Genomic DNA, 26,068 nt, shown 5'->3' on the forward strand with positions numbered 1-26,068 from the left:
AAATTAGTTCAATATAAAGTATAGTTTCCGATAAGGTGAATGGCTGCATGGTAGCAGAGCAAGCGCTCGATGCCGGCTGCCCTTCGCGACCGGCCGGTACCCACCGATGCCGCTGGATTCCCGCGACGGCGCTGCGCAATGGCGCCGTCGCCCGCACCAAGGAGAGGCGCACGATGACCGCACATACCCCGGAAGCCCGCGAGGGCTTCTACCGTCAACTGACCGAACGACTCGAAGACACGCGCCGGCAGGGCCTTTTCAAACAGGAACGCGTGCTGATGTCGCGGCAGGGGCCGGAGGTCATGTGCGACGACGGGCAGGCGCGTATCAACCTGTGCGCCAACAACTACCTCGGGCTTTCGGGCAGTGAAACGCTCGTCAAGGCCGCGCAGCAAGCGCTGGAAGACTTTGGTTTCGGTTTGTCGTCGGTGCGCTTCATCTGCGGCACGCAAGGTCCGCACAAGGCGCTTGAGGCTCGCATCGCCGCGTACCTCGGCACGGAAGACGCCATCCTGTACGCCGCAGCGTTCGACGCCAATGGCGGCGTCTTCGAACCGCTGTTCGACGAGCAGGACGCGATCATCTCCGACGCCCTCAATCACGCCTCGATCATCGACGGTGTGCGTCTTTGCAAGGCGCAGCGTCTACGCTATGCCCACAACGACATGGACGACCTGGAGCGCCAGTTGCAGTCGGCGATGGGGGCGCGTCATCGCATCATCGTGACCGACGGTGTGTTCTCGATGGACGGCACGATTGCTCAGCTCGATCGCATCGTGGCGCTGGCCGAGCAATACGGTGCGCTCATCATGATCGACGAGTGTCACGCGACCGGCTTCATGGGGCCGACGGGGCGCGGCACGCACGAGCATCACGGTGTGCTCGGCAAGATCGACATCATCACCGGCACGCTGGGCAAGGCGCTCGGCGGTGCGATGGGGGGCTTCACGGCCGGGCGACGCGAGGTCATCGAAACGCTGCGTCAGCGCTCGCGCCCGTACCTGTTTTCGAACAGCCTGGCGCCCGCCATTGTCGGCACGTCGCTCGCTGTGTTCGACGAACTCGAACACTCATCGGCGCGACGTGAGCAATTGCACGAGAACACCGCGTTCTTCCGCCGCGAAGTGGCGGCGCTGGGCTTCACCATCAAGCCCGGCACGCACCCGATCGTGCCGGTCATGCTCTTCGACGCGACGCTCGCGCAGCGTTTCGCGCAGCGGCTTTATGAGCTGGGCGTGATCGCCACCGGCTTCTTCTATCCGGTGGTGCCGCACGGACAGGCGCGCGTGCGCGTGCAACTCTCGGCGGCCCACACGCGCGATCAACTGAACCGGGCGCTGACGGCGTTCGCCCAGGCCGGCAACGAACTCGGCATTCTCAAGCAAGGTTGAACATGGAACGCATCCTCATCATCGGCGCCAACGGTCAAATCGGCAGCGAACTCGTCGACGCGCTGGCCGCGCAGTATGGCAACGAGAACGTCATCGCCACGGACATCGCACCCGGACCGTCACGTCACGCGGTGCATTACGAGACGCTCGACGTGCTCGACGGCGCACGACTGGCCGCGCTGGTCGAGCGCTTCGGCATTACCCAGATCTTCCATTTGGCGGCGCTGCTCTCCGCAACGGGCGAGACCCGGCCGCTCCAGGCCTGGACGCTCAACATGAACGGCTTGCTCAATGTGCTCGAACTGGCGCGCGAACGCCAGGGACTGCGCGTGTTCTGGCCGTCGTCGATTGCCGCATTCGGTCCGCATACGCCGGCCGTCGAAACACCCCAGCTCGCCATCATGGATCCGACCACGATGTACGGCATCAGCAAGCAGGCGGGCGAGCGGCTGTGCGAGTACTACTTCACGAAGTTCGGCGTAGACGTGCGCAGCCTGCGCTATCCCGGCGTGATCAGCTACAAGACGCCCCCGGGCGGCGGCACGACCGATTACGCCATTGAGATCTTCCAGGCGGCGCGTCGCGGCGAGACGTACACGTGTTTCCTGAAGGAAGACGCGACGCTGCCGATGATCCACATGCCCGATGCGGTGCGTGCCACGCTGGCGTTGATGAATGCCGACGCCTCGCGCCTGCGCGTGCGTTCCTCGTACAACGTGGCGGGGGTGAGCTTCGACCCGGCCACGCTGGCGGCGGCAATTGCACGTCGTGTGCCGAGCTTCACGGTGAAATACGCCCCGGACTTCCGCCAGGCGATTGCCGAGACCTGGCCGCATACGCTTGACGATACCCATGCCCGCTACGATTGGGACTGGCAGCCGGCCTTCGGACTGGACGCGATGGTCGACGACATGCTCGCCAACGTGCCACTCGACTGGCATGCGCCGGTCCTGGGCAACGCGGCTTGATCGGGAGCGGGGAGGTGACGGCGGCGCTGAGGAGGAGGTGATGGCGCCGAAAGGCGAGCCGGTGACTGCGAGGGAGATCAGGACAAGCCGAGCAAGGCGCGTGCGATATCGAGTCGTACGCGCCTTGTTGCGTTGCGCGCGGGGATTGCCGTGAACCTTACTTCGGGTGGTGCACGGCGTAGTACGCCAGTGCGGCGATGACCGCACAGGTCACAGCAAAGGCACGTCGGCGCCAGCGGTACGCGGGGGTCAAGCTGATGGCCCGCCCGCGGACGGCTTCTTTCGAATGGTAATAGCTCATATTGCGTCTTCTCGGGTCTGATGCACGGTCTTCGCCGCGGAAAGAACCTGCATGACTGCGCGTCGCTGCGCCCCCCGGTGCATGACCAGCAGGTTCCGCATTCATTATGCGACCGCATAAAAACGACCGCGAATCAGTATCTATACCGATACGTGTGGCCTTTTTGACACGGTCGGATCGCTCGATTCTCCTCAGCGACGACCGCTTCGGCCGGGGAAAATTTCCCGCCGTTTGCCCATCTGCCAATCGTCACGGCCATGCAGCCGATTTTCCCGTCTCGATCGCTCGAGCCGCGTGAATCTCAATTGGCTAAGGATCCGAAGAATCCACATTTCTCCGCTTGCATGCCACCTCACGCGCTGAAACAATGCCGAAAAACGGTGGCCACGCCGATGGCCATCTTCGAGTCGTCTTAGAGAACACGCCTGGGAGGGACGTGCAATGACGCCTAGCACCCGCCGCACCATCGCTTGCGGCCATCGCGGAAGCGCCATCAAGTGCGCCGCGTTCGTCTTCGTTGCCGCCAGCGTGTGTGCGGCCAACGTCTCCGCGCAGGAAGCCATGCTGCGCGCCAACAATCAGGTCTGGGTCGACGCGGGTGCCCAGCAATTGCATTACTGGGAAAATATCGCGCCCGGCAAGAGCGACTCCGAACGGGGAACGATCGCCGCGTTCGCGCTGGGGGCATCGACCCAGCGAGAGCTGTTCAGCGTGTCCAACCTCTATTTCGCTGGCTCGGTGCGTGTCTCGCACGGCAACGTCGATTACGGCGGTTATCTGCAAGATCTGGCGGGCCGCGTTGTCCAGCCGAACTATCAGATGAGCACGCGCTCGACCGCGACGGACGTCACGCTCAAGGCCGGCAAGGCGATTCCATTCCAACTCGGCACCTGGCATGCGCAGGTGATTCCTTACCTGAGCTATAGCTACCGGGACTGGATTCGTGACAGCAGTCGCGACCCGAACGGCTTTTACGAGCGCTATCGCCATCATGTGGTCGGCGGCGGCCTGATGGGGCAGCTCGAAGTCACACCGAAGCTTGTGGCGACCGCAGACGTTCGCGCGGGCGCGATGGTGGGCGCCTCGATGACGCTGGCGGGCTCGCAGAACACGTTCAGCCTCGGCAACAAGCCGGTCGTCGTGGCTGGCTTCGGGCTCGACTATGCGATCGCGCGCAACTTCCACGTGAACGCGAGCTACGAGTGGTCTCGCTTCCAATATGGGCGCTCCAGCGTCACGCAGGTCGCGCCGGGCACGAACGCCTACGAACCCGATTCGAAGACGATCAACCAGACCTGGATGGTCGGCGCGGGCTACGCCTTCTAAAAATGACAACGCCGCGCGCTCAGTCGAGTCGCGCGGCGTTGGATTTCCGGCCGGACGCCGGCGGACGATGATCAGGTCGCGCCTTCCACGTCTTCCAGACTGAACGTCTCCGTGTGGTCGTTGTATGAGAAGATCTCGGCGTAACGTCCCCAGTTGATGGCGGTATCGAGCGTTTCCTGCGCGAGATCGTCCGACATCGAATCTTCCAGCTCCTGCTCGAACCGTACGCGCGGGGCGCGTTGCCCGCGGCGTTCCTGCAGCACGGCGCGAATCTTCGCGGCGAGCGGCACGTGACGCAGCAGATGCTCGGCAAACAGCACCTTGCGTTCCTGCGTGCTCACGTCCACGAAACGTTTGCCGGCGACGGTCAGCAGGATGTCGCCCTCCTTGAGTTCCGCAAAGCCCAAATGGTCGAGGATTTCGGCCACGGGGAAGAGGTCGTCGACCTCGAGCAGCAGCGTCTGTGCGATTTCCGGCAAGTCGGCGCGGCCGTTGTAGGGCGGGCCGGCCAGCGCTTCGAGCAGACCGGCCATCAGGTTGGTCGACACTTCGTGCAGCGGGCTCGACAACTCCAGCGTCATCTTCTGCGTGGTGTGCGCGCTGCGACGCGACGTCATCAGCGCATAGATGTCGTCGACCATCTTGCGGAAGGCCGGGTCGAGACGGTTGCGTCGATGTGGGAACGGTACCTTGATCTCGGCGACCACGCGGCCGGGATTCGACGACAGCACCAGAATCCGGTCGCACATGAACACGGCTTCTTCAATATTGTGTGTGACGATCAGGATCGACTTGATCGGCAACTGCCGCTGGCTCCACAGGTCGAGCAAGTCAGTACGCAGCGTCTCGGCGGTGAGCACGTCGAGCGCGGAAAACGGCTCGTCCATGAGCAGCAGCGTGGGATTGACCACGAGCGCCCGCGCAAAGCCCACCCGCTGGCGCATGCCGCCCGAGAGTTCGCGCGGATAGGCGTTCTCGAAGCCGTCCAAACCGATCAGGTCGATGGCGGCGAGGGCACGGCGGCGACGCTCCTTCGGCTCGACGCCAAGCGCTTCCAGTCCGGCTTCCACGTTTTGCAGCACGGTCAGCCACGGAAACAGCGCGAAGGTCTGGAACACCATCGCCACCCCCTCGGGCGGCCCTTCGAGCGGTTCGCCGAGATAGCGGATGTCGCCCGCGCTCGGCTGAATCAGGCCGGCGATGATACGCAGCAGCGTCGACTTGCCCGAGCCCGAGCGGCCGAGCAGGCCGACGATTTCGCCTTCGTGCAGTTGCAGATTCACACCGTCGAGCACTTGCCGCTCGTCGCTGCCCTTGCGGAAGCCGCGGCCGACGTTGGCGAGCGAGAAGATCTCTTTTCCGGCAATCGGTTGGGTATCGTTCGGCATCACGGTCCCTTTAATTCAGGCGAAGCTTGTTTTCAGCAATGGCGTACATCGGACGCCACAGCAAGCGGTTGAACAGTACAACGAACAGCGCCATCACGGCGATGCCCAGCAAAATGCGCGGATAGTCGCCCGCTTCCGTCATTTGCGCGATGTACGCGCCCAGGCCGTGCGCGGCAACCTTGTCGTTGCCCCACTGCACATATTCCGAGACGATCGACGCGTTCCACGCGCCGCCCGACGCCGTGATCGCGCCCGTCACGTAGTAGGGGAAGATGCCCGGCAGCATGATCTGACGCCACCACTGCCAGCCGCGAATGCGGAAGTTGGTGGCGGCTTCCTTGAAGTCGTTGGGAAACGTCGTCGCACCGGCGATGACGTTGAACAGGATGTACCACTGCGTGCCCAGCACGATGAGCGGCGAGAGCCAGATGTCCGGATTGGCGTGGAAATGGACGATCGCCACCACGAAGACCGGGAACAACAGGTTGGCCGGGAAGGCCGCGAGGAACTGGGCAACCGGCTGGATGCGTTCGGCAAGCTTCGGGCGTAGCCCGATCAGCACGCCCAGCGGCACCCACACCACCGAGGCGATGCCAATGAGCACTACCACGCGAACCAACGTGACCAGACCCAGGCCGAACACGCGAAGCACTTCGGCGACGCCGACTTCGGCCGTCACGAAGGCGCAGATCTTCCAGGCGGCGACCCCGCCCAGCACTACCAGCAGCGCGGCCCACACCCAATCGATCACGCGCGAGAGCGGGGTCTTCGATTCGGAATGGATCGCGGCGGGCAGCGAGAGCGGCATGCGTGCACGCGCGAGCGTACGCAGCAGCTTGCCGAACGGGCGGAGCAGAAACTGAATCGCTCGGGTGCGTTGAATCAGGTTGAGCACCCACGACTCGGGCGCGGCCTGCGAGACGGTGTCTTCCAGACGGAATTTGTCGGACCAGGCGACCATTGGCCGGAACAGGAACTGGTCGTAGATCACAATGACGACGACCATCGCCAGAATCACCCAGCCCACGGCATGCAGATCGCGCTGCACGATCGCCGTGGCGAGATACGCGCCGATGCCCGGCAGCGTCACCGTCTTGTCGCCCACGGTGATCGCCTCGGACGCCACCACGAAGAACCAGCCGCCCGACATGCTCATCATCATGTTCCAGATGAGGCCCGGCATCGAGTACGGTACGTCGAGTTTCCAGAAGCGTTGCCACGGCGAGAGCCGCAGATTCACCGCTACTTCCGAGAGATCGCGCGGCTGGGTGCGCATCGACTGGTAGAACGAAAACGTCATGTTCCACGCCTGGCTCGTGAAGATCGCGAAGATCGCGGCGCATTCGGCGCCGAGCACGCGTCCCGGGAACAGGGCGAGGAAGAAGGTGACCGTGAACGAGATGTAACCCAGCACCGGCACCGACTGGAGGATGTCGAGCATCGGCACGAGCAGCTTCTCGGCCCGGCGGCTCTTGGCCGCAAGCGTCCCATAGACGAGCGTGAAGACGAGCGAGGCGACCATCGCTGCGAGCATGCGCAGCGTGGTGCGCAACGCGTACTCGGGCAGGTTGGCCGGATCGAGCGAGATGACCTCGGTCTGCAGGTTGGCCAGCGGGGCCAACGTCTGACGAATGCCCGACGAGCTGACCATCAGGAAACCGATGATGATCGGGAACGCAATGAAATCCCAGCGGTTGGGAAGCAGGCGTCGCGCAGTGGCGGGGATGAACGGACGGGCTACGCGCGTCATCAAGACCTCTTGAGGATGAGGGGTCGGACGGATAACAGGATTTGGCGTCGGCATGCAGCGCGGCAGCGACGTTGCGCGCGCGCAGGGACGGCAGCGGATGCTACCAGATTGCCCCGTAAAAATATGTTAAAGCGCGTGTCATACGCTGGCAAACCGGATCTTCCAAGAGGAATTGTGGTTTTTATGTTGCACTGCGGGAAAACAAGATTTCGACAGATGATACCCGAGGTGTGTGCGGAGACCGTTTGCGCCGACGCCGGGCCGCAAAATGAGGCTGGGATGATGTGAACTTTATGGGCGTTGCGCGGACCAATTCCCGCGGCTTGCTTCGCGCCGTGCGGTCGTGTAGTGTGCACCGCTCGATCGGGCCACGGCGCCAGTGGCCGGTGGCGCAAGGCGCCCCCGGTGGTCGTGTTGCTTGCCGGCCCGACTCCCTCTCATTCCAAGACAAGCAAGGATGCGCCGCATGACGACGCCATTAGACGCGCGTTGCGAGCGTGCACGACAACTGAGTGCCGCCGGCCGGCTCGACGAGGCGATCGCCGAGTTGCGCCAAGTACTGAAACAATCCCCCGAATTCCTGCCGGCCCTCGAGGGCCTCGCCTACGTCTCGTTGCGCACCAACGCCTTCGAGTCGGCCGCCGACGCCTTCGACCGCCTGATCGCGCTCGTGCCGCAGCCGGGCGCGCAGGCGAGTTTCGACGCCGCGATGGCCAGCCTCCAGGCCGGGCGTCAGATGCGTGCCGAGGCGCTGTTCGACGCCACCGTGCAGCAGTCGCCGGACGTCATCGGCACGATGCACACCATTGGCCTGACCTGGGCGCAGGCGGGCGACAACGCGCGTGCGCTCGGCTGGTTCGAGCGCACGTCGGCCAAGGCGCCGGCGTTGTGGCAGGCGCACTTCAACCGTGGCCGCGCGCTCGGTGCCTTGGGCCGCTACGACGAAGAGATCGACGCATACCGGCTGGCCAACGCCATCGCCCCGCAGCAACCCGATCCGCTGGTGAACCTGGGGGTGGCGCTGCGTGAGCAACACGCGTTCGGCGAAGCGCTGCAATGCTTGCGCGAGGCGGTAAAGCTCGCGCCGGACCATGCGGGCGCGCGCACTAACCGGGCGCAGACAAATCTGCTGCTGGGCGACTTCGAGCATGGCTGGCATGACTACGAGTGGCGCTGGCAGGAAGGCGGTCAGCGGCGGCGCTTCAGCGACCGGCTCTGGGACGGCCGCGCGCCGCTCGCGGGCAAGACGGTGTTCGTCCATAGCGAACCGGGCCTGGGCAATACGTTGCAGTTCGTGCGGTTTGTGCCGCGTCTGGTCGAGAGGGGGGCGAACGTCGTGCTGTCGGTGCAAGCGCCGCTTGTCACGTTGCTGGGCGGCTTCGCGCGCGGGGTGACGGTGCTTGCCGAGCACATACCGGTGCCGTCGTTCGACTGGCAGCTGCCGCTGCTCAGCCTGCCGCATCTGTTGAAAGCGGGGGGCGATGTGGCAACCGTTTTGCCCTACGTGCGCTCGAGCGCAGGGCGGGAGATGATCTGGCGGTCGATGCTGGGCAAGCCGCCGGAAGGCGCGTTGCGGGTGGGCTTCGTGTGGCGCACCGGGCCGTTTCCGCCGCATCGCGACGTGGCGCTTGCGCATTGGGCGCCGGTCTTCGGTGCCGACGCGCATTTCTACGCGTTGCAGGTCGATGTGACCGACGACGAGCGCGCCGAACTGGCCCGGTATGCCAATGTGCATGACATCGGCGCGAAGCTCAGCGATTTTGCCGAGACGGCGGCCGTCATGGCGCAGATGGATCTCGTGATCTCAGTGGACACGGCGGCGCTGCACTTGGCCGGAGCGCTGGGAAAACCGGTCTGGGGACTCGTCGGCTTTACGCCGGACTGGCGCTGGCAGTTATCGCGTCGGGACAGCGACTGGTATCGGTCGCTCACGCTTTATCGCCAGTCGCCGCGCGGCGACTGGGATGGCCTGATGGCGCAGGTCGGGGCCGATCTCGCTACCCTCGTGCATGAAGCGCGGGCGGCTGTGCCGATGGAGGCCCACGGATATCACCCGGCGTCGGCCTGATCGCTGTCGTCGTCGCGCAGGCGCGTATAGATATTCCAGCTGGAGATGAACAGGGCGGCGATGAGCGGTCCGATCACGAAGCCCGTCAGGCCGAAGAGCGACATCCCGCCGAGGGTGGCGATCAGCACGACCCAGTCGGGCAGCTTCGTGTCCTTGCCCACGAGAATCGGACGCAGCACGTTGTCGACCAGGCTCACAATGGTGCCGCAGAACGCAAACAGCACCACGCCCTTCCAGACTTCCCCGGAGAGCAACAGCCAGGTCCCCACGGGCACCCACACGACGGCTGCGCCCACGGCGGGTAATAGCGACAGGAAGGCCATCACCACGGCGGCGAGCACGTAGCCCTGGATGCCGAGGACGGCGAAGATGAAGCCGCCGAGTACGCCTTGCACCACGGCGACGGCGATGTTGCCCTTGACGGTGGCGCGCACGACCGTGGTGAACTGCCGGATCAGTTGGGTTTTGTGACGTTCTTCGAGCGGCAGGGCGCGTCGGACCATCACGCCGAGCACGGTACCGTCGCGCAGCAGAAAGAACAGCAGGTAGAGCATTACGCCGAAGCTCACGAGCAGTTGCGCCGTGTTCTGACCGATGCTCACCAGATAGACCGCGACCAGGCGGCCGATTTGCGCGGCGCCGTCGCCCAGCTTTTGCTGGATCGCGGCGACGTCCTGCACACCGGCCAGATCCATCACTCTATGCACACTCGCGGGCATCCGGTCGAGCAATTGCTGGAAGGCTACCGTGAGTTGGGGAAGATCGGCGCGAAAACGCACGAGTGCCGTGCTGATTTCCTGCGTCAGCATGCCGATCACGAGCGTGAGCGGCAGGATCACGATGAGCAGGATCAGCGCCAGCGTGGCGAGGGCGGCCAGATTCGGCCGGCCGCGCAGACGAGTGAGGATGCGGCGCTGCACTGGCTGGAACAGCACGGCGAGAATCGTGCCCCAGAAGACGGCGCCGAATAGCGGAAACAGAATCCACCCGAACACGATCGTCACGACGAACAGCATGAGGTGGAAGAACTTGCGCTGATCGCTACGACTCGACATGAGGTTTCCTCGCAGATGACGGCGGCGCAGACGGAGACGGCGTGCCAGTCGTTCTTATAGCAGAACCGGCCGTCGGGCCGATTTCACGGATGATTTGTGTCACGAGCGGATGGCCTTCGCCACGTCGCGAGCGAATGGCGTGGATGTCCTCGAAAACCTCGCTAGGGCGGCCCAGCCAGCGCAGGCCGCGCAGCAGCGAGACGTCGCCCGCGCCCGCCTCGCTCAGCGGAAAGACGCCCATGCCGCGTGTGGCAAAGACGGCCATGAGCGCGCTGTCTTCGAATTCGCCGACGATATTCGGGCGAATGCTCTGTGCCTCAAACCATTGATCGAGCCGGGCGCGCAGGGCCGAGTGACCGGTTGGCAGCACGACGGGGAGGTCTGCCAGGCATTGAGGAAACGCGGCTCGCGCGGATTGGCGTACCAGCGATGCCGGCCCATACCAGTCGACCGGCGACGCGACCAGACGTTCGCTTGAGAGTCGCAGCGTAGGGTTATACGGGGCGGGCTGGCTCGCGAGCACGAGGTCGAGCTTGTGTAGCGCAAGTTCGGCGAGCAACTGCTCGTGTTCGCCTTCATGGCAGACGAGCCGCAGCGAGGGCGTGTCGAGCACCGGCGCGAGAATCGCGTGCGCGGCCAGTTTGGAGATACCGTCGGCCAGCCCGATGGCAAGCCTTGCCACACGACCGCTGGCGGCCTCGCGAACGTCGTCGGGGATCGACTGGCCGAGGCGAAAAATCTCTTCTGCACGCCGAAACGCCGCCTGCCCCGGGTCGGTCATTGCGACGCCGCGTCCGGCGGGCTTGAGCAACTGGTGGCCGAGTGATTTCTCGAGCTCGCGCACCTGGGCGCTGATCGTCTGCACGGCCATGTCGAGACGCTCCGCCGCGCGAGCAAAGCCCCCTTCCTTGACGACGACCCAAAAATAGTAAAGATGACGGTAATTCAACATATCGAATGGACTTCGGAAAAACCGAACTATTTTGAAGTATATAACTGGTTTTTGCGAAACATGAGTTCGGGGATCATGCTGTCCTGGACCCGCACCTCGCGTTAGGTGCGGGATAACGAAGGGGCATGGCCGCTGTCGACTGGCGGTGAATGTTCCGATAACCCTAGGGAATCTCTGGCGCACATATGGACTATCTGCTTGCTTTGACGGTTGACCCGGCGGTATGGGCGGCGCTTGTCACGTTGGTGGTCATGGAAGTCGTGCTTGGCATCGACAACCTGATCTTCATCTCTATCCTGACCAACAAGTTGCCGTTGTCGATGCGGGCGCGCGCGCAGCGTATGGGCATTGGTCTGGCGCTGGTCATGCGTCTGGCGCTGCTGGGTACGGTGGCATGGATCGCCAAGCTGACGACACCGCTCTTCGAGTTGTTCGGTCACGGCTTTTCGTGGCGCGACCTGATTCTGATCTCCGGTGGTCTGTTCCTCGTGTGGAAGGCGACGAAGGAGATGCATCAGCATGTGGCGTCGGACACGGACGATGCCGAACACGGCGAGGGCGCATCGACGGCGGGAACGATGGCGACGATCACTGCGCGTGCCGCCGTGGTTCAGATCCTGATGCTGGACCTCGTGTTCTCGATCGACAGCATCGTGACGGCCGTGGGCATGACCGAGCACATCCCGATCATGTTCGTTGCGGTGATTGCCGCCGTGACGGCAATGTTGTTCATGGCGGGGCCGCTCTCGCGATTCATCGAGGCGAATCCGACGGTCGTGATGCTGGCGCTGGGCTTTCTGCTTGTGATTGGCATGACGCTGATCGCGGAAGGTTTCGGGTCACATATCCCGAAGGGTTACATCTACGCGGCGATGGCATTCTCGGCCTTCGTGGAGGGGCTGAACATGTTGACGCGTCGTGCCAAGGCGCGCCGTAAGGCAGAGCAGGGGCGCGTGCTTCACTAGGGGGTGCGGTAACGAAAGCGTAAGTGAGGCGGCGGCGGTCACCACCGCCGTCACTTTTTTTGTCTGACCGCTTCGGTTTTTACGAACATGGATGAACGGAAAAGCAGGTTTTTCCGTGGTGCGACAGCCGATACATTAAGGGCGTTGTCTCATTTACGTGATGGAGCGAAACGATGAAATGTCCTGTATGCGGTACCCCGGATTTGCTGATGGCGGAGCGTCAGGGGGTGGAGATCGACTATTGCCCGAGCTGTCGTGGTGTGTGGCTCGATCGTGGGGAGCTGGACAAGCTGATCGAGCGAACGGAGGGAGGTGGGGCGAGGCCGGCACCTGCGGCGCTCGGCGGCGATGATCAAGGGAATCGTCGCGACTCCCAAGCGTCTTGGCGCGATCATGCTCATCGCGATAGATCTCGTGGGGACGATGACCGAAGTCGCCAGTACGACCAGCCACGCAAGAAGAAGTCGCTGTTCGAGATGTTCGACTTTGACTGACGCCGGCGGGTAACTGACGTTTGCGCCCTTTGGCGTGGGATGCAAAACGTCAGCAGCGCTTTTGTGCGAACCCAAAAAAAACGGCTCCCATCGCTGGGAGCCGTTTTAAATTTGGTGGCGAATCAGGGACTCGAACCCCGGACCTGCGGATTATGATTCCGTCGCTCTAACCAACTGAGCTAATTCGCCGTAGAAGAAAGAGTATAGGTAAGCCCCCATGGGCTGTCAACATATTTTTGCGGAACAACGCAAATAGTCGCCACGACCGCTCGTCCCGCGTCGCCGCCCCGGGTTCCGGAAACGACAACGCCGAGACCCGAAGGCCCCGGCGTTGTTGATCCGTTTCAACCTGTCGGGCAGGTCACCCCATCAATCGTTGGCGTAGATGTCGACGTCCTTGGTTTCCTTGATGAAGAGCATGCCGATCACAAAGGTCGCCAGGGCGATGATGATCGGGTACCACAGGCCGGAGTAAATGTCGCCCTTGGCGGCCACGATCGCGAACGCCGTGGCCGGCAGGAAGCCGCCGAACCAGCCGTTACCGATGTGATACGGCAGCGACATCGACGTGTAGCGAATGCGCGTCGGGAACATTTCCACCAGCATCGCGGCAATCGGCCCGTACACCATCGTCACGAAGATCACCAGAATCGTGAGCAGTACCACGACCATCGGCTTGTTCATCTGCGCCGGGTCAGCCTTCGGCGGATATCCGTCGGCCTTGAGCGTACCGGACATGTCGGCCTCGAACGCCGCAGTCTTTTCCTTCGCATCCGCCGCTTTGCCGTCGACCGACGAAATCACCTTGTCGCCGATCTTCACCGTGGTCATCGTGCCCGCCGGCGCTGCCTGGTTCTCATAGTTCAGGCCGGAGCGCGACAGGTAGCTCTTCGCGATGTCGCACGAACTCGTGAACTTCGACGTGCCCACCGGGTTGAACTGGAACGAGCACTCGTTCGGATCGGCGATCACCGTGATCGGCGAGCGAGCGGTTGCCGCCTCCAGGGCCGGGTTGGCGTAGTGCGTGAGTGCCTTGAAGATCGGGAAGTACAGCAGCGCGGCGATCAGACAGCCCCCCATGATGATCGGCTTGCGCCCGATCTTGTCCGAGAGCGCGCCGAAGAACACGAAGAACGGACTGCCGATAAGCAAGGCCACCGCGATCATGATGTTCGCGGTATTGCCATCGACCTTCAGCACCTGCGTCATGAAGAACAGCGCATAGAACTGGCCGGTGTACCACACGACCGCCTGACCGGCCGTCAGGCCGACGAGCGCCAGGATCACGATCTTCAGGTTCTTCCACTCACCGAACGACTCCCTGAGCGGCGCCTTGGAGGCCTTGCCCTCGGCCTTCATGCGCTGGAACGCCGGCGATTCGCTCAATTGCATGCGGATCCACAGCGACACCAGCAACAGCAGGAGCGACAGAACGAACGGCACGCGCCAGCCCCAGTTGGCAAACGCTTCTTCGCCAATCACCGTGCGGGTGCCAAGAATCACCAGCAGCGAGAGGAAGAGACCCAGCGTGGCGGTCGTCTGAATCCACGACGTGTAGAACCCGCGGCGGCCATGCGGCGCGTGTTCGGCAACGTACGTGGCGGCACCACCGTATTCGCCACCGAGCGCCAGACCTTGCAACAAACGCATGGCGATGAAGATCACCGGGGCGGCGATCCCCCACGACGCGTAGCCCGGCAGCAAACCGACAACCAGCGTCGACAGCCCCATCAGCGTGATGGTTACCAGGAACGTGTACTTGCGACCGACCAGGTCACCGATGCGGCCGAACACGATGGCGCCGAACGGACGCACCGCGAAGCCTGCAGCGAATGACAACAATGTGAAGATGAAAGCGGCCGTCGGGTTGATCCCCGAGAAGAACTGCCGGCTGATGAAAACGGCCAACGACCCGGCCAGGTAGAAGTCGTACCATTCGAACACCGTGCCCAGCGACGACGCGAAGATGACCTTTCTTTCTTCGGCGGTCATCGGCGCATGGGAGGTGGCTGTCGTTGTAGTAGCCATGCGGTTGTCTCCTGTAATGTAAGCACGCCCCTGGGTCGTGCCCGGGCCGCTGCCACTGATTATTGGAGGACAACCTTACCGACGTCTGACGCCAAACTGACTCGAAGCTTACGTTGCTAGGGACTTACCCTCGACTTTGGCTCGATATTGAACGTATTTCGCGTGAATTCGTCACGCATGCGGGTTTTCGATAGGCGCATCGGCGAGGGGGAACGTGACACGAATGAGCGTGCCGGTTGCTTCGGGGTGCTGCGCGTCAACATGGTCGAGCACGCTCACGTCGCCGCGATGGATCTGCACGATCTCGCGCACGATGGCCAAACCCAGGCCGCTGCCGTCGCTGTCACTGCCGAGAATGCGATAAAAGCGCTCGAACACCCGTGGACGCTCAGACGCCGGAATGCCCGGCCCGGTGTCTTCGACTTCGAGATGAACGAAGCCGTCGGACGCCTCATGCCGCAGACGTACCGTCACCTTCCCACCCGTCGGCGTATACCGGATCGCGTTATCGATCAGGTTGTTGAGCAATTCGCGAAGCATCACCGGTTGACCCGACAGATGCACCGAAAACGGCGGCTCCTCGAAGCCCAGATCGATCCGCTTGGCGAAGGCGGCCTGGAACCAGTCCTGCATGGCGCTTCGGGCAAGCACGCTGAGATTGACCGGCGTGAAGGCGGCGGCGTCGTTCGCGCTGTTCTCCGCGCGGGCCAGCGCCAGCAACTGGTTGACGAGGCGCGCCGCCTGCTCGGAACTTACGGCGATCTGCGACAGCGAACGGCGTAATTCGTCGGGAGACGTCTGGCGCAAGGCAAGTTCGGCCTGCATGCGCAGCCCCGCGAGCGGTGTTTTCAGCTGGTGCGCGGCATCGGCGATGAAACGCTGTTGAAGTTTCATATTCTGCTCCAGCCGACTGAGCAGATCGTTCAGCGAACCCACGAGCGGTGCAATCTCTGGCGGGGCCTGGCGCGCTTCGAGCGGCGATAGATCGTCGGGACGCCGCGCGCGGATGTGTTCCTGCAACGCATGCAGCGGCGCGAGGCCGCGCGACAGGCCGAACCACACGAGCACGATAGCCAGCGGCAGGATCACGAACTGCGGCAGGATTACGCCCTTGATGATTTCGTTCGCCAGTTGGCTGCGCTTGTCGAGCGTCTCCGCGACCTGCACGAGCGCCATGCTGCCGGCGGGCGTCACCCGCGGCAAGTCGACGTAGGTGAACGCCACGCGGATGTCGTTGCCGCCCACGGTTTCGTCGCGAAACTGTACGACGCCGGGTTGCGGACGGTCGTCTTCGTGCGGTAGCGGCAGGTCGGGCGTGCCGCCGACGAGTTCGCCCTTCGCCCCCAGCACCTGGAAATAGACGTTGTCGGTGGCGTCGGCGCGCAGCAGATCGCGTGCGGGCATGGGCAGCGTCAGGGTGACTTGGCCGCGGTCCGAATGGACTTGCTGGGCGAGAACATAAGCGTTGGTCTCGAGCGCCCGGTCGAAGGGGCCGTTGGCAATGGATTTCGCGACGAGGTACGTCACGGCAATGCTCATCGGCCAAAGCAGCAGCAGTGGCGCGAGCATCCAGTCGAGGATTTCGCCGAAGAGCGAGCGCGGGGGCGGCTCCGCCTCGTGCTCGAGCGGCGCGCCAAAGCCGGGCCGTACGAACGGATCGGTGTAAGGGTCGAGCCGGTCGAACGGTTCGTCGGCACCGGGCGGCGAGGGAGTGTGCCGTCGTGAGGGGGCGCCCTCAGGTGATGAGGGCGAGTGCGACGACGCGTCCGGGTCCGCAGGCGTGGCGCGATGATGGTGGCGAAAGCTCAGACGCATCGGACGGAGAGGCTAAAGAGGCAGGGGCGGCCGCGGCCGCATTCGGCGGACTATGCCGCATTGGCAGGCGCGGCGGCCGGCTTCTCCAGACAATACCCCAACCCGCGGATCGTGGCGATGCGCACCCCGCTCGGCTCGATCTTCTTGCGCAGCCGGTGCATGTACACCTCGATGGCGTTGTTGCTCACCTCTTCGCCCCAGCCGCACAAGTGGTCTACGAGCTGCTCCTTGGAAACGAGCCGCCCGGTACGCAGCAGCAGGACTTCGAGCAATTCCAGTTCGCGGGCGGACAGGTCGAGCATCTGCTCATTGATATAGGCGGTTCGTCCGACCTGGTCGAAGCTGAGCGGGCCGTGACGGATGACCGTCGAGCCGCCGCCCGCGCCGCGCCGCGTCAGCGCCCGCACGCGCGCTTCGAGCTCGGCCAGCGCGAACGGCTTGGCCATATAGTCGTCGGCACCGAGATCGAGCCCCTTGACGCGGGCGTCGACGCTGTCCGATGCGGTCAGGATCAGTACGGGCAGATGGGAATTGCGCGCGCGCAAGCGGCGCAGGACCTCGTGACCGGGCAGGCGCGGCAGGCCGAGGTCGAGAATCAGCAGGTCGAACGTCTGGGCGCAGAGCGCGGAATCGGCTTCGAGCCCCGTCTTGACGTGATCGACGGCATAGCCCCCCTGGCGCAGCGAGCGGGTCAGGGCGTCGGCCAGAATGCTGTCATCCTCTGCGATGAGAATTCGCATGGGCGTGATAGGCTCGTATTGGCACCGTCGCCTGACGGCTGCGGTGTGTCTCCTGTGATGTTGCGGCGCGTGGTTCGCGGCTTTTTTTGTCGTTTCGGCGCTTTCGGACAACAGGCACTTGCAAACAGCACTGGTTTTTTATACAGTACTGGCATTCACGCCTCACCCGAGCCGTCTCGCTCATCATATCAAAGGACGATTCATGGAAGAAAGCAAGAAAGGGTCTGCCAATCTGTCGGCCGAGAAAGGCAAGGCGCTGGCCGCCGCCCTCGCGCAGATCGAAAAGCAATTCGGCAAGGGCTCGATCATGCGTCTGGGCGACAGCGAGGTCGAAGCGGACATCCAGGTCGTCTCGACCGGCTCGCTGGGCCTGGACATCGCGCTGGGCGTGGGTGGCTTGCCGCGTGGGCGCGTGATCGAAATCTACGGTCCGGAATCGTCGGGTAAGACCACGCTCACGCTGCAAGTCGTGGCGGAAATGCAGAAGGTCGGTGGCACTTGCGCGTTTATCGACGCCGAGCACGCCCTCGATGTCGGCTACGCCAACAAACTGGGCGTGTCGGTGCCGGAACTGCTGATCTCGCAGCCGGACACGGGCGAACAAGCCCTCGAGATCGCCGACGCGCTGGTGCGCTCGAGCTCGATCGACCTCATCGTCATCGACTCGGTGGCGGCGCTGGTGCCGAAGGCCGAAATCGAAGGGGAAATGGGCGATTCGCTGCCGGGTCTGCAGGCGCGTCTGATGTCCCAGGCCCTGCGCAAGCTGACCGGTACCATCAAGCGCACGAACTGCACGGTGATCTTCATCAACCAGATTCGGATGAAGATCGGTGTGATGTTCGGTAACCCGGAAACTACTACGGGCGGAAACGCACTGAAGTTCTACTCATCGGTGCGTCTCGACATTCGCCGGATCGGCTCGATCAAGAAGGGTGACGAGGTCGTCGGCAACGAAACCCGCGTCAAGGTCGTCAAGAACAAGGTGTCGCCGCCGTTCCGCGAAGCGATTTTCGATATCCTTTATGGCCAGGGGATTTCGCGCGAAGGCGAAATCATCGATCTGGGCGTGAACGCGAAGATCGTCGAGAAGGCTGGCGCCTGGTACAGCTACAACGGCGAGAAGATCGGCCAGGGCAAGGACAACGCGCGTGAATTCCTGCGCGAAAATCCGGATATCGCCCGCGAGATCGAAAATAAGGTACGCGCATCGCTCGGCGTCACGGCAATCAACGAGACCGGCGAGATCGAAGCAGACGACGAGGTCTGAGGACCTCTCGCCTGTTCCGGAGCGGCAACGCGAGGCCAGTCGGCGCCGCGTTGCCGTTTTGCTTTTCCGGCCCCCGCTTTGATGGCATCACGATGACGTCATGATCACTCGCCGTCCTCCCCGAGATCCGAACGCGCCGCCACCTCCGCCGGGCGACGCCGCCGTTGCGGCCAAGCCGTCGCGCAAACCCGTGCTGAGCCTCAAGGCGCGCGCGCTGTCCTATCTCGCGCGTCGCGAACACAGCCGAGCCGAGCTGCGTCGCAAGCTTGCGCCGTTCGCCGACGCCGACGATCCCGAGGCGCTCGATCGCGTGCTGGACGGTCTTGAGCAGGAGCGCTGGCTGTCCAATGAGCGATTTGCGCAAAGCGTCGTGCATCGGCGTGCGTCGCGCATGGGGACGACGCGTATCGTCAACGAACTCAAGCAGCATCAGGTCGACGCCGATACCGTGACGGCCCTCGCGACACAACTGCGCGAAACGGAACTCGCCCGGGCCCGCGCCGTATGGCAGAAGAAGTTCGGCGAGATTGCCACGACGCCCGAGGCGCGCGCCAAACAGATGCGTTTTCTCGCCTCGCGCGGTTTCTCGCGTACCGTTATCAGCAAAATCGTGTGGGGTGCCGACGAATACTCGGACGACTTTTGACGCGACATCCATCATTTTCCTGATGGATGTCGCACCATTCATCGGGGAAGGGCGGGTGACGCGCGTGGGCTCGCAAGCCGCATGAATACTGGCGTGACATGGCGCGGTATCTCGCGTGTCGCGTCATGCCACAGTTATCGCGATATGGCGTTGCACCATACGCCCAGCACCTGCAGAATTTTGATTACCCGACCCATTGGTCGGGTAATTCGACCTTATGCGGCGGGCTTCTGTTGCGCTGCGGCAATCGCCGTCGCTGCCTATGCTAGAATTCAGATCTTTCCGCGTTCATGCATTGCACACTCTCGCATGCCGCTCTCTGAGCCCGCCTCTCGTACCCTGCGTCACCGCCGCGCGATCGCTGTCGAAGCGTTTTCGCGCGACGATGGCCTATGGGACATCGAAGCCTGTCTAACCGATCACAAGGATCGCGATTTTGCATTGGCAACGGGCCTTCGAAAGGAGGGCACGCCGATTCACTCGCTGTGGCTGCGTCTGACGATCGACGAGAGTTTCGAGGTGCGTGACGCCGAGGCCGTCTCCGACTGGGTGCCTTATCCCGGCATTTGCGACCAGATTGGCCCAGACTACCGTCAATTGATCGGACTTAACCTGCGGCGCGGGTTCCGCCATGCGGTGCGCGAGCGCCTCGGCGGCGCGGCGGGCTGTACCCATCTGACCGAACTTTGCAGTGTCCTGCCCACGGCAGCGATTCAGGCCTTCGCCGGCGAGGTGATCCACACCCCCGACACGGCGCTCAAGGCCGCCCACGAGGCCGATGTTTCGGCGCCTCCTTTCCAACTCGGACATTGTCACGCCCTGCGGTTTGATGGCGAGGCGGTGCGCCGGTTTTACCCGCGCTGGTTCAACGGCCGCGCAAACGATCGAGCGAACGAGCCCACGACGCCCGCCACAACCGAAGCGGTGCGCGATGGTGCCTCGACTCGCCAGCTCGAACCCAAACTTCCAACTCAGCAAGAAGGGAATCACGCATGAAGATTCATGAGTATCAAGGCAAGGAAATCCTCCGAAAATTCGGAGTCGCGGTGCCCCGCGGCATTCCGGCGTTTTCCGTGGACGAGGCCGTGAAGGCAGCCGAAGAACTCGGCGGTCCGGTTTGGGTGGTCAAGGCCCAGATTCACGCAGGCGGTCGCGGTAAGGGCGGCGGCGTGAAGGTTGCCAAGTCGATCGAGCAAGTGCGCGAATACGCCGGCCAGATCCTCGGCATGCAACTGATCACGCACCAGACCGGTCCGGAAGGTCAAAAGGTCAACCGCCTGCTGATCGAAGACGGCGCCGACATCAAGAACGAACTCTATGTCAGCCTCGTGGTCGACCGCATCACGCAGAAGATTGTGCTGATGGGTTCGAGCGAAGGCGGCATGGACATCGAAGAAGTCGCCGAAACGCATCCGGAACTGATCCACAAGGTCATCGTTGAGCCGTCCGTCGGTCTGACCGACGCGCAAGCCGACGATCTGGCCAAGAAGATCGGCGTTCCCGACGCTTCGATCGCTCAAGCCCGCGCGATTCTGCAAGGTCTGTACAAGGCGTTCTGGGAAACCGATGCGTCGCTGGCCGAAATCAACCCGCTGAACGTGAGCAGCAACGGCACGGTCACCGCGCTGGACGCCAAGTTCAACTTCGACTCGAACGCCCTGTTCCGTCACCCGGAAATCGTCGCTTACCGCGACCTGGACGAAGAAGATCCGGCAGAAGTCGAAGCCTCGAAGTTCGATCTGGCCTACATCTCGCTCGACGGTAACATCGGCTGCCTGGTGAACGGTGCCGGTCTGGCCATGGCCACGATGGACACCATCAAGCTCTTCGGCGGCGAGCCGGCGAACTTCCTGGACGTGGGCGGTGGCGCCACGACCGAGAAGGTCACCGAAGCGTTCAAGATCATGCTGAAGAACCCGAACCTGACCGCCATTCTGGTCAACATCTTCGGTGGCATCATGCGTTGCGACGTGATCGCCGAAGGCGTGATCGCAGCCTCGAAGGCCGTCTCGCTGAAGGTGCCGCTGGTCGTGCGCATGAAGGGCACGAACGAAGACCTGGGCAAGAAGATGCTCGCCGAATCGGGTCTGCCGATCATCTCGGCGGACAGCATGGAAGAAGCTGCCCAGAAGGTTGTCGCGGCTGCCGCAGGCAAGTAACCAGAACAGTCGAAGCCGCAGCGGCGCGACCCCAAAGGGGTGTGCGAACGCTGCCCGGCAACCGGATGAAGGAAATCAAGCAATGTCGATTCTGATCAACAAAGATACAAAGGTCATCACCCAAGGTATCACTGGCAAGACCGGCCAGTTCCATACCCGCATGTGCCGCGAATACGCGAATGGCAAGAACGCGTTCGTCGCCGGCGTGAACCCGAAGAAGGCTGGCGAAGACTTCGAGGGCATTCCCATTTTCGGTTCGGTCAAGGACGCGAAGGCACAGACCGGCGCGACCGTGTCGGTGATCTACGTGCCGCCCGCAGGCGCGGCCGCCGCGATCTGGGAAGCCGTCGAAGCCGATCTGGACCTGGCGATCTGTATCACGGAAGGGATCCCGGTTCGTGACATGATCGAAGTGAAGGACCGTATGCGTCGCGAAGGTCGCAAGACCCTGCTGCTCGGCCCGAACTGCCCGGGCGTGATCACGCCGGACGAACTGAAGATCGGCATCATGCCGGGTCACATCCACAAGAAGGGTCGCATTGGCGTGGTGTCGCGCTCGGGCACCCTGACGTATGAAGCCGTGGGTCAACTGACCGCCCTGGGCCTGGGCCAATCGACCGCCGTCGGTATCGGTGGCGATCCGATCAATGGTCTGAAGCACATCGACGTCATGCAAATGTTCAACGACGATCCGGATACGGACGCCGTGATCATGATCGGTGAAATCGGTGGCCCGGACGAAGCCATGGCGGCCGAGTGGATCAAGGGCAACATGAAGAAGCCGGTCGTCGGCTTCATCGCGGGCGTGACGGCGCCCCCGGGCAAGCGCATGGGCCACGCCGGCGCGCTGATCTCGGGCGGTGCCGATACGGCTGAAGCCAAGCTGGAAATCATGGACGCCTGCGGTATCAAGGTGACCAAGAACCCGTCGGAAATGGGCCGTCTGCTCAAGTCGGTGCTGTAAATCCCGTCGGACGACCGGGTCGTGCGCGCCGGAACTGGCGCGCACGAGCGAGGTCATGAAAAGGGAGCCCGGGACATCGGGCTCCCTTTTTTGCTATGGCGTTTCACAAGCCATTCGTTTCCATCGTTGCATGCGTTCCCGAGGATATTCCCGCCATGCTTGCGTTTTTTGCCGAGCTGAACTGGGCTGCGGTCCTGCAGATCATCATGATCGACATCCTGCTGGGTGGCGACAATGCCGTGGTGATCGCACTCGCCTGCCGCAACTTGCCGGCCAAACAACGTTTGCAGGGCGTCGTATGGGGCACGATCGGCGCCATCGTACTGCGCGTGATCCTGATCGCGTTCGCCGTGACGCTGCTCGCAGTGCCGTATCTCAAGGCGGTGGGCGGCGCGTTGTTGCTCTGGATTGGGATCAAGCTGCTGGTGCCCGACCATGAGGCTCACGATAGCGTACAGCCGGCCGACAAGCTCTGGACGGCGGTCAAGACCATCATCATTGCCGACCTGGTGATGAGTATCGACAATGTCATCGCCATTGCCGGCGCCGCGGAAGGGGCCGCCAAAGACCATCAGTTGCCGCTCGTCATCTTCGGTCTGCTCGTGAGCATTCCGCTGATCGTCTGGGGCTCGCAACTGGTGCTCAAGGCCCTGGACCGGTTCCCATTCATCGTGATGGCCGGGGCGGCGTTGCTCGGCTGGATTGCGGGCGGGCTGATCGCGTCAGATCCGGGCATCGGCGACTGGTTGCATCTGCCGGGCGCCGCGGCCGAATATACGCATTACGTAGCGGCTGTGATCGGTGCACTGCTCGTGGTGGTGGTGGGGCGCGTGCTCAAGCGTCGGGCCGATGCACGTCAAATGCGTGCAACCTCTTCGGAATGATCGGGTCCATTCCCGGGGCCGATGTCGTCGGTCCGCGGTGGTTTTTCCATGAGCCACCGTGCTGTTCGGCCGAATCGTCCCGCTTCTGACTAGGACGATTCTCCTCACCCATACGGCCCCGCCCGATTTTGATCTACGGCAGGGCGCTGGCCGAGGGGGGTATGGCATACTCCGCCCACTTCCCCCCGATGTCCCTTTTGTTTTCATTGCTTTCGCAGGGAGTTACACAATGCGTCGTTTCGGCCACCGGACCTCCGGTATTGCCAAGTCTCGGGGTTTCACCCTGATCGAGTTGATGATCGTGTTGGCGATCATCGGTGTGCTGGTCATGGCAGGGGTTCCGTATCTGCAGAGTTATCTGGTACGTGCACGTGTTGTCGAAGGGCTGGGGGCTGCGGCGTCCGCCAAGGCACTCGTGAGCGAGAACGCCATGCACGGCGCGCCGTTCAACAGCGGCTGGCAAGCGCCGAGCGCGACGGACAACGTGAATGCGGTGAGTATCGATGCCGTGAGCGGCAACGTGACGGTCGCCTATACGCAACGTGCAGGCGACGGTGCCCTTGTGCTGGTGCCGACGAGCGCCGCTGCCGATGGCTCGCCCAAGGCGCTGACGGTCGGCAAGGCCCCCGAAGGCCAGATCGTCTGGACGTGTTACGCCCAAGGCCGCGAAGGGGCTCCGAATGGTGCGACGTTGCCGGGTAAGCTGGCGCCGCCGGAGTGCCGTGCGGCGGCGGCCACCGGCAAGTCGGGCTGAGGCCGGCGCTCGGCCGGACGGACTGCGTCGAGCTGTATCGGCGCGACATCCACGCAACGTCTGCCGACGCGGGCCCGGCGCGTGCGTAACGTCGAGCTTGCGTTGATTTGGGGGCGACCTGGCGTTGACGCACCGGCGGCGCAACCTTGACGTGCCCCTCCGCGTGGCGTGCCGAGATGGCGGATTTGTCGACGGCGCAGTCATACGCGTCCGCCGTGAAATGGCTGCCCCTGGGGCAGCCATTTTTCGTTATGCTTGCGCATCTTCCAACGGGTGCATTGCACGGCGGCAATCTTGTTTCCTCCTCTGCTTCTCTCAATGATCGGGCTCACGCTGACCCTGATCTGGGCCTTGCCCTATAACCTCGTCAGGCACACGTATCCGATTTCCACCTTCTATGCGGAAGCGCTGACATTCTCGCTGTTCGCGTTGCTCGGTGCGCTCTCGATGATCGCCGTGTGGCAACGCGACGCACGCGCGCTACGGATGCCTCGCGTCACCTGGATGCCGCTCGCTTTTGTGGCGGTCATCCTTGTGCAGCGTGCCACGATGCCGACCGAGCTGCCGCAACTGATGATGACTGCGCTGCTCTACGGCGTGGCGATGATCGTGGCCGTGAATGCCGGGTTCTGGCTGGCACAACTCGGGTGGCGCGACGTGCTCATGCGATGGAGTGCGATGGCGCTCACGCTGGGGGGGCTGTACGCCGTGGGCGCGCAGGTCTTGCAAGCGTTTCATCTGGAAGCCGACGTACCCTGGCTGGTGGCCAAGTACTCCGTGACGGTCGCGCGCCGACTGTTCGGCAATATGTATCAGCCGAATCACTTGGCAACATATTTGTCGCTTGCCAGCGCGGGGGCGTTCTATCTCTGGTATCAGCGCAAGCTGCCCGCCTGGCTGTGGCTTGTGGTGTGTGCGGCTTTCGATATCGGTATCTGCCTGACCGGCTCGCGTACACCGTGGCTGCAACTGGCGCTATTGTCGGCATTCGGGGCGTGGCTCGTGTGGGTGGCGCGTGCCGAGACGGCGCGCAACATGCGCCGGTCGACGCGCTGGTTCGTGCCCGTTGCCATCCTTCCGTTGCTCGCCCTGATGACGATGTTCGTCGGTTGGGCGAACGTTGCCTGGGGGTTGCAGCTCGACGGCAGTGCCGTGGCCCGCATGCAGCAGGCCGGCCAAGTGGCGGGGCGCTTGAACCTGTGGGAGTACGGTCTGGCGATCTTCCGTGAGCATTGGTGGTTCGGCGCGGGCTGGTCGAACTACATCGACGCACAGTTTGCCTTGGTCGACAAGCTCGGTCCCGTTGAGATGGCCGACAACGCCCATAACGTGCTGCTCGATCTGCTCGCGAAGACCGGCATCATCGGTGCGTTGGCGGTACTGGCGCCGCTGGCGTTCTGGTTCGCGCGCGCGGTGCGCGGCATCAAGGTGGCGTCTGTCGCGCTCGCCTTCGTTCTGCTGGGTATGCTCGCGGTCCACGCCATGCTGGAGTATCCGCAGCACTACGCATTCTTCCTCTTGCCCGCGCTGTTCCTGCTCGGTTTGTGCGAGACAAAAGCGATCGATAGCGTGTCACCCACCGCCGCCGGTGCCATCAATGGCGTGATCGTGCTGTTTGCATGCGTGGCGATTCCTTGGCTCTACCACGACTACCAACGCGTCGAAGTGGCTTATCGCGCCGGCAAAATCGAAGCCTATCGCACGGATCCGGCGCTCTTCTTCACCCCGTATGGCGACTACGCGGTCACGGGGGCGTTGTTCCTGAATCGCGATCAGCTCGACGAAAAGCTGGCGGCGCATCGTGAAGCGCTGGCGCTGGGTGCCGGGCCGACCATGATCAAGCGTTATATCGTGCTGCTCGCCCTCGCAGGGCGCGACGACGAAGCGCTCGAAGACATTCAGCGCCTGAAGAATTACAACTCGGCGATTTTCGATGGGCAGTACGCTGCGCTCGTCCGGATGTTGCGTGAGCAGGGCGATACGCTGAAGCCGTTCGTCAAACGGGTCATCGAGGCGTGGGGGCGGCCGAAGGGCGAGGCCGACGAGGACGCGAGCGCCGCACCGCAAGAGAAGACGTCATCGATGTCATAAAGGCAGTGGCGACTCTGCCCATGAAACACAACGCCCGTGAATTTCACGGGCGTTGTGTTTTG

The 26,068-nt window shown here is 63.2% G+C and carries 22 protein-coding genes and 1 tRNA gene; 14 read left to right on the forward strand and 9 right to left on the reverse strand.

The features are described 5' to 3' along the window. Positions 1 to 173 precede the first annotated feature (173 nt). Both kbl and PanNE5_RS10625 read left to right on the forward strand, forming a co-directional pair. The gene (kbl, locus tag PanNE5_RS10620) at positions 174 to 1,391 is read left to right on the forward strand and encodes a glycine C-acetyltransferase (RefSeq protein WP_017232892.1); all 1,218 of its coding nucleotides are present in this window, start codon (positions 174 to 176) and stop codon (positions 1,389 to 1,391) included. A gap of 2 nt (positions 1,392 to 1,393) precedes the next feature. Continuing rightward, complete coding sequence (locus tag PanNE5_RS10625; RefSeq protein ID WP_261939727.1) at positions 1,394 to 2,359, forward strand: NAD-dependent epimerase/dehydratase family protein; 966 nt, start codon at positions 1,394 to 1,396, stop codon at positions 2,357 to 2,359. Between the two features lie 157 nt (positions 2,360 to 2,516). Here the strand turns inward: PanNE5_RS10625 and PanNE5_RS10630 are convergent, their stop codons facing one another. Further along, a complete protein-coding gene (locus tag PanNE5_RS10630; protein ID WP_017232894.1) occupies positions 2,517 to 2,660 on the reverse strand; it encodes a hypothetical protein in 144 nt (47 codons plus the stop codon). Positions 2,661 to 3,101: 441 nt separating this feature from the next. Between PanNE5_RS10630 and PanNE5_RS10635 the strand changes: the two genes are divergently transcribed. Further along, positions 3,102 to 3,986, forward strand: a complete 885-nt coding sequence (locus tag PanNE5_RS10635) for an outer membrane protein (protein ID WP_261939728.1) — start codon at positions 3,102 to 3,104, stop codon at positions 3,984 to 3,986. Between the two features lie 71 nt (positions 3,987 to 4,057). Here the strand turns inward: PanNE5_RS10635 and PanNE5_RS10640 are convergent, their stop codons facing one another. Both PanNE5_RS10640 and PanNE5_RS10645 read right to left on the reverse strand, forming a co-directional pair. After that, a complete protein-coding gene (locus PanNE5_RS10640) occupies positions 4,058 to 5,374 on the reverse strand; it encodes an AAA-associated domain-containing protein (RefSeq protein WP_017232896.1) in 1,317 nt (438 codons plus the stop codon). 10 nt (positions 5,375 to 5,384) lie between these two features. Then, the gene (locus PanNE5_RS10645) at positions 5,385 to 7,124 is read right to left on the reverse strand and encodes an ABC transporter permease (RefSeq protein WP_017232897.1); all 1,740 of its coding nucleotides are present in this window, start codon (positions 7,122 to 7,124) and stop codon (positions 5,385 to 5,387) included. A gap of 466 nt (positions 7,125 to 7,590) precedes the next feature. Between PanNE5_RS10645 and PanNE5_RS10650 the strand changes: the two genes are divergently transcribed. Continuing rightward, complete coding sequence (locus PanNE5_RS10650; RefSeq protein WP_261939729.1) at positions 7,591 to 9,192, forward strand: tetratricopeptide repeat protein; 1,602 nt, start codon at positions 7,591 to 7,593, stop codon at positions 9,190 to 9,192. On the opposite strand, the gene PanNE5_RS10655 is transcribed toward PanNE5_RS10650, so the two are convergent. Both PanNE5_RS10655 and PanNE5_RS10660 read right to left on the reverse strand, forming a co-directional pair. Then, positions 9,174 to 10,247, reverse strand: a complete 1,074-nt coding sequence (locus tag PanNE5_RS10655; protein ID WP_017232900.1) for an AI-2E family transporter — start codon at positions 10,245 to 10,247, stop codon at positions 9,174 to 9,176. The two genes, PanNE5_RS10650 and PanNE5_RS10655, sit on opposite strands and share 19 nt — an antisense overlap. Beyond that, positions 10,234 to 11,199, reverse strand: a complete 966-nt coding sequence (locus tag PanNE5_RS10660; protein WP_017232901.1) for a LysR family transcriptional regulator — start codon at positions 11,197 to 11,199, stop codon at positions 10,234 to 10,236. The genes PanNE5_RS10655 and PanNE5_RS10660 overlap by 14 nt, the downstream gene beginning before the upstream one ends. A gap of 185 nt (positions 11,200 to 11,384) precedes the next feature. Here PanNE5_RS10660 and PanNE5_RS10665 point away from each other — a divergent pair, with 185 nt between their 5' ends. Continuing rightward, positions 11,385 to 12,164, forward strand: coding sequence for a TerC family protein (locus PanNE5_RS10665; protein WP_017232902.1), 780 nt, complete (start codon positions 11,385 to 11,387; stop codon positions 12,162 to 12,164). 173 nt (positions 12,165 to 12,337) lie between these two features. Then, positions 12,338 to 12,658: a zf-TFIIB domain-containing protein gene (locus PanNE5_RS10670; protein WP_026131758.1), complete on the forward strand. Its 321-nt coding sequence runs from the start codon at positions 12,338 to 12,340 to the stop codon at positions 12,656 to 12,658. A gap of 112 nt (positions 12,659 to 12,770) precedes the next feature. Here PanNE5_RS10670 and PanNE5_RS10675 read toward each other — a convergent pair. The 4 genes from PanNE5_RS10675 to PanNE5_RS10690 all read right to left on the reverse strand — a co-directional run bounded on the left by PanNE5_RS10675 (position 12,771) and on the right by PanNE5_RS10690 (position 17,241). Next, positions 12,771 to 12,847 (reverse strand) — tRNA-Met (locus tag PanNE5_RS10675). Between the two features lie 180 nt (positions 12,848 to 13,027). Beyond that, the gene (locus PanNE5_RS10680; RefSeq protein WP_026131762.1) at positions 13,028 to 14,686 is read right to left on the reverse strand and encodes an MFS transporter; all 1,659 of its coding nucleotides are present in this window, start codon (positions 14,684 to 14,686) and stop codon (positions 13,028 to 13,030) included. 171 nt (positions 14,687 to 14,857) lie between these two features. Beyond that, the gene (locus tag PanNE5_RS10685; RefSeq protein ID WP_017232932.1) at positions 14,858 to 16,501 is read right to left on the reverse strand and encodes a HAMP domain-containing histidine kinase; all 1,644 of its coding nucleotides are present in this window, start codon (positions 16,499 to 16,501) and stop codon (positions 14,858 to 14,860) included. Positions 16,502 to 16,551: 50 nt separating this feature from the next. Beyond that, entirely contained in the window at positions 16,552 to 17,241 is a 690-nt protein-coding gene (locus tag PanNE5_RS10690) for a response regulator transcription factor (protein WP_017232933.1), read from the reverse strand. A gap of 202 nt (positions 17,242 to 17,443) precedes the next feature. Between PanNE5_RS10690 and recA the strand changes: the two genes are divergently transcribed. The 8 genes from recA to PanNE5_RS10730 all read left to right on the forward strand — a co-directional run bounded on the left by recA (position 17,444) and on the right by PanNE5_RS10730 (position 26,006). Beyond that, positions 17,444 to 18,508 (forward strand): recombinase RecA, encoded by a 1,065-nt coding sequence (gene recA, locus PanNE5_RS10695; protein WP_261939730.1) that lies wholly within the window; start codon positions 17,444 to 17,446, stop codon positions 18,506 to 18,508. A 100-nt stretch (positions 18,509 to 18,608) separates the two neighbouring features. Beyond that, positions 18,609 to 19,154 (forward strand): recombination regulator RecX, encoded by a 546-nt coding sequence (gene recX / locus PanNE5_RS10700; protein WP_315973480.1) that lies wholly within the window; start codon positions 18,609 to 18,611, stop codon positions 19,152 to 19,154. A 309-nt stretch (positions 19,155 to 19,463) separates the two neighbouring features. Beyond that, positions 19,464 to 20,150, forward strand: a complete 687-nt coding sequence (locus PanNE5_RS10705; protein ID WP_017232936.1) for a DUF2889 domain-containing protein — start codon at positions 19,464 to 19,466, stop codon at positions 20,148 to 20,150. Further along, positions 20,147 to 21,313, forward strand: coding sequence for an ADP-forming succinate--CoA ligase subunit beta (gene sucC / locus PanNE5_RS10710; RefSeq protein WP_017232937.1), 1,167 nt, complete (start codon positions 20,147 to 20,149; stop codon positions 21,311 to 21,313). The genes PanNE5_RS10705 and sucC overlap by 4 nt, the downstream gene beginning before the upstream one ends. 82 nt (positions 21,314 to 21,395) lie before the next feature. Beyond that, complete coding sequence (sucD, locus tag PanNE5_RS10715; protein ID WP_017232938.1) at positions 21,396 to 22,277, forward strand: succinate--CoA ligase subunit alpha; 882 nt, start codon at positions 21,396 to 21,398, stop codon at positions 22,275 to 22,277. Between the two features lie 155 nt (positions 22,278 to 22,432). Continuing rightward, positions 22,433 to 23,161, forward strand: coding sequence for a TerC family protein (locus PanNE5_RS10720; RefSeq protein ID WP_150563621.1), 729 nt, complete (start codon positions 22,433 to 22,435; stop codon positions 23,159 to 23,161). Between the two features lie 229 nt (positions 23,162 to 23,390). Beyond that, a complete protein-coding gene (locus PanNE5_RS10725) occupies positions 23,391 to 23,915 on the forward strand; it encodes a pilin (RefSeq protein WP_017232940.1) in 525 nt (174 codons plus the stop codon). A gap of 294 nt (positions 23,916 to 24,209) precedes the next feature. Then, positions 24,210 to 26,006 (forward strand): PglL family O-oligosaccharyltransferase, encoded by a 1,797-nt coding sequence (locus tag PanNE5_RS10730; RefSeq protein WP_261939731.1) that lies wholly within the window; start codon positions 24,210 to 24,212, stop codon positions 26,004 to 26,006. Positions 26,007 to 26,068: the final 62 nt, after the last annotated feature.

The sequence above is a fragment of the Pandoraea sp. NE5 genome (assembly GCF_024363545.1).
In the GTDB taxonomy this organism is placed as follows: domain Bacteria; phylum Pseudomonadota; class Gammaproteobacteria; order Burkholderiales; family Burkholderiaceae; genus Pandoraea; species Pandoraea cepalis.

Coding starts and splice junctions, on each gene's coding strand:
- kbl (WP_017232892.1), top strand. CDS start 174: ATGACCGCACATACCCCGGAAGCCCGCGAGGGCTTCTACCGTCAACTG.
- PanNE5_RS10625 (WP_261939727.1), top strand. CDS start 1,394: ATGGAACGCATCCTCATCATCGGCGCCAACGGTCAAATCGGCAGCGAA.
- PanNE5_RS10630 (WP_017232894.1), bottom strand. CDS start 2,660: ATGAGCTATTACCATTCGAAAGAAGCCGTCCGCGGGCGGGCCATCAGC.
- PanNE5_RS10635 (WP_261939728.1), top strand. CDS start 3,102: ATGACGCCTAGCACCCGCCGCACCATCGCTTGCGGCCATCGCGGAAGC.
- PanNE5_RS10640 (WP_017232896.1), bottom strand. CDS start 5,374: ATGCCGAACGATACCCAACCGATTGCCGGAAAAGAGATCTTCTCGCTC.
- PanNE5_RS10645 (WP_017232897.1), bottom strand. CDS start 7,124: ATGACGCGCGTAGCCCGTCCGTTCATCCCCGCCACTGCGCGACGCCTG.
- PanNE5_RS10650 (WP_261939729.1), top strand. CDS start 7,591: ATGACGACGCCATTAGACGCGCGTTGCGAGCGTGCACGACAACTGAGT.
- PanNE5_RS10655 (WP_017232900.1), bottom strand. CDS start 10,247: ATGTCGAGTCGTAGCGATCAGCGCAAGTTCTTCCACCTCATGCTGTTC.
- PanNE5_RS10660 (WP_017232901.1), bottom strand. CDS start 11,199: ATGTTGAATTACCGTCATCTTTACTATTTTTGGGTCGTCGTCAAGGAA.
- PanNE5_RS10665 (WP_017232902.1), top strand. CDS start 11,385: ATGGACTATCTGCTTGCTTTGACGGTTGACCCGGCGGTATGGGCGGCG.
- PanNE5_RS10670 (WP_026131758.1), top strand. CDS start 12,338: ATGAAATGTCCTGTATGCGGTACCCCGGATTTGCTGATGGCGGAGCGT.
- PanNE5_RS10680 (WP_026131762.1), bottom strand. CDS start 14,686: ATGGCTACTACAACGACAGCCACCTCCCATGCGCCGATGACCGCCGAA.
- PanNE5_RS10685 (WP_017232932.1), bottom strand. CDS start 16,501: ATGCGTCTGAGCTTTCGCCACCATCATCGCGCCACGCCTGCGGACCCG.
- PanNE5_RS10690 (WP_017232933.1), bottom strand. CDS start 17,241: ATGCGAATTCTCATCGCAGAGGATGACAGCATTCTGGCCGACGCCCTG.
- recA (WP_261939730.1), top strand. CDS start 17,444: ATGGAAGAAAGCAAGAAAGGGTCTGCCAATCTGTCGGCCGAGAAAGGC.
- recX (WP_315973480.1), top strand. CDS start 18,609: ATGATCACTCGCCGTCCTCCCCGAGATCCGAACGCGCCGCCACCTCCG.
- PanNE5_RS10705 (WP_017232936.1), top strand. CDS start 19,464: ATGCCGCTCTCTGAGCCCGCCTCTCGTACCCTGCGTCACCGCCGCGCG.
- sucC (WP_017232937.1), top strand. CDS start 20,147: ATGAAGATTCATGAGTATCAAGGCAAGGAAATCCTCCGAAAATTCGGA.
- sucD (WP_017232938.1), top strand. CDS start 21,396: ATGTCGATTCTGATCAACAAAGATACAAAGGTCATCACCCAAGGTATC.
- PanNE5_RS10720 (WP_150563621.1), top strand. CDS start 22,433: ATGCTTGCGTTTTTTGCCGAGCTGAACTGGGCTGCGGTCCTGCAGATC.
- PanNE5_RS10725 (WP_017232940.1), top strand. CDS start 23,391: ATGCGTCGTTTCGGCCACCGGACCTCCGGTATTGCCAAGTCTCGGGGT.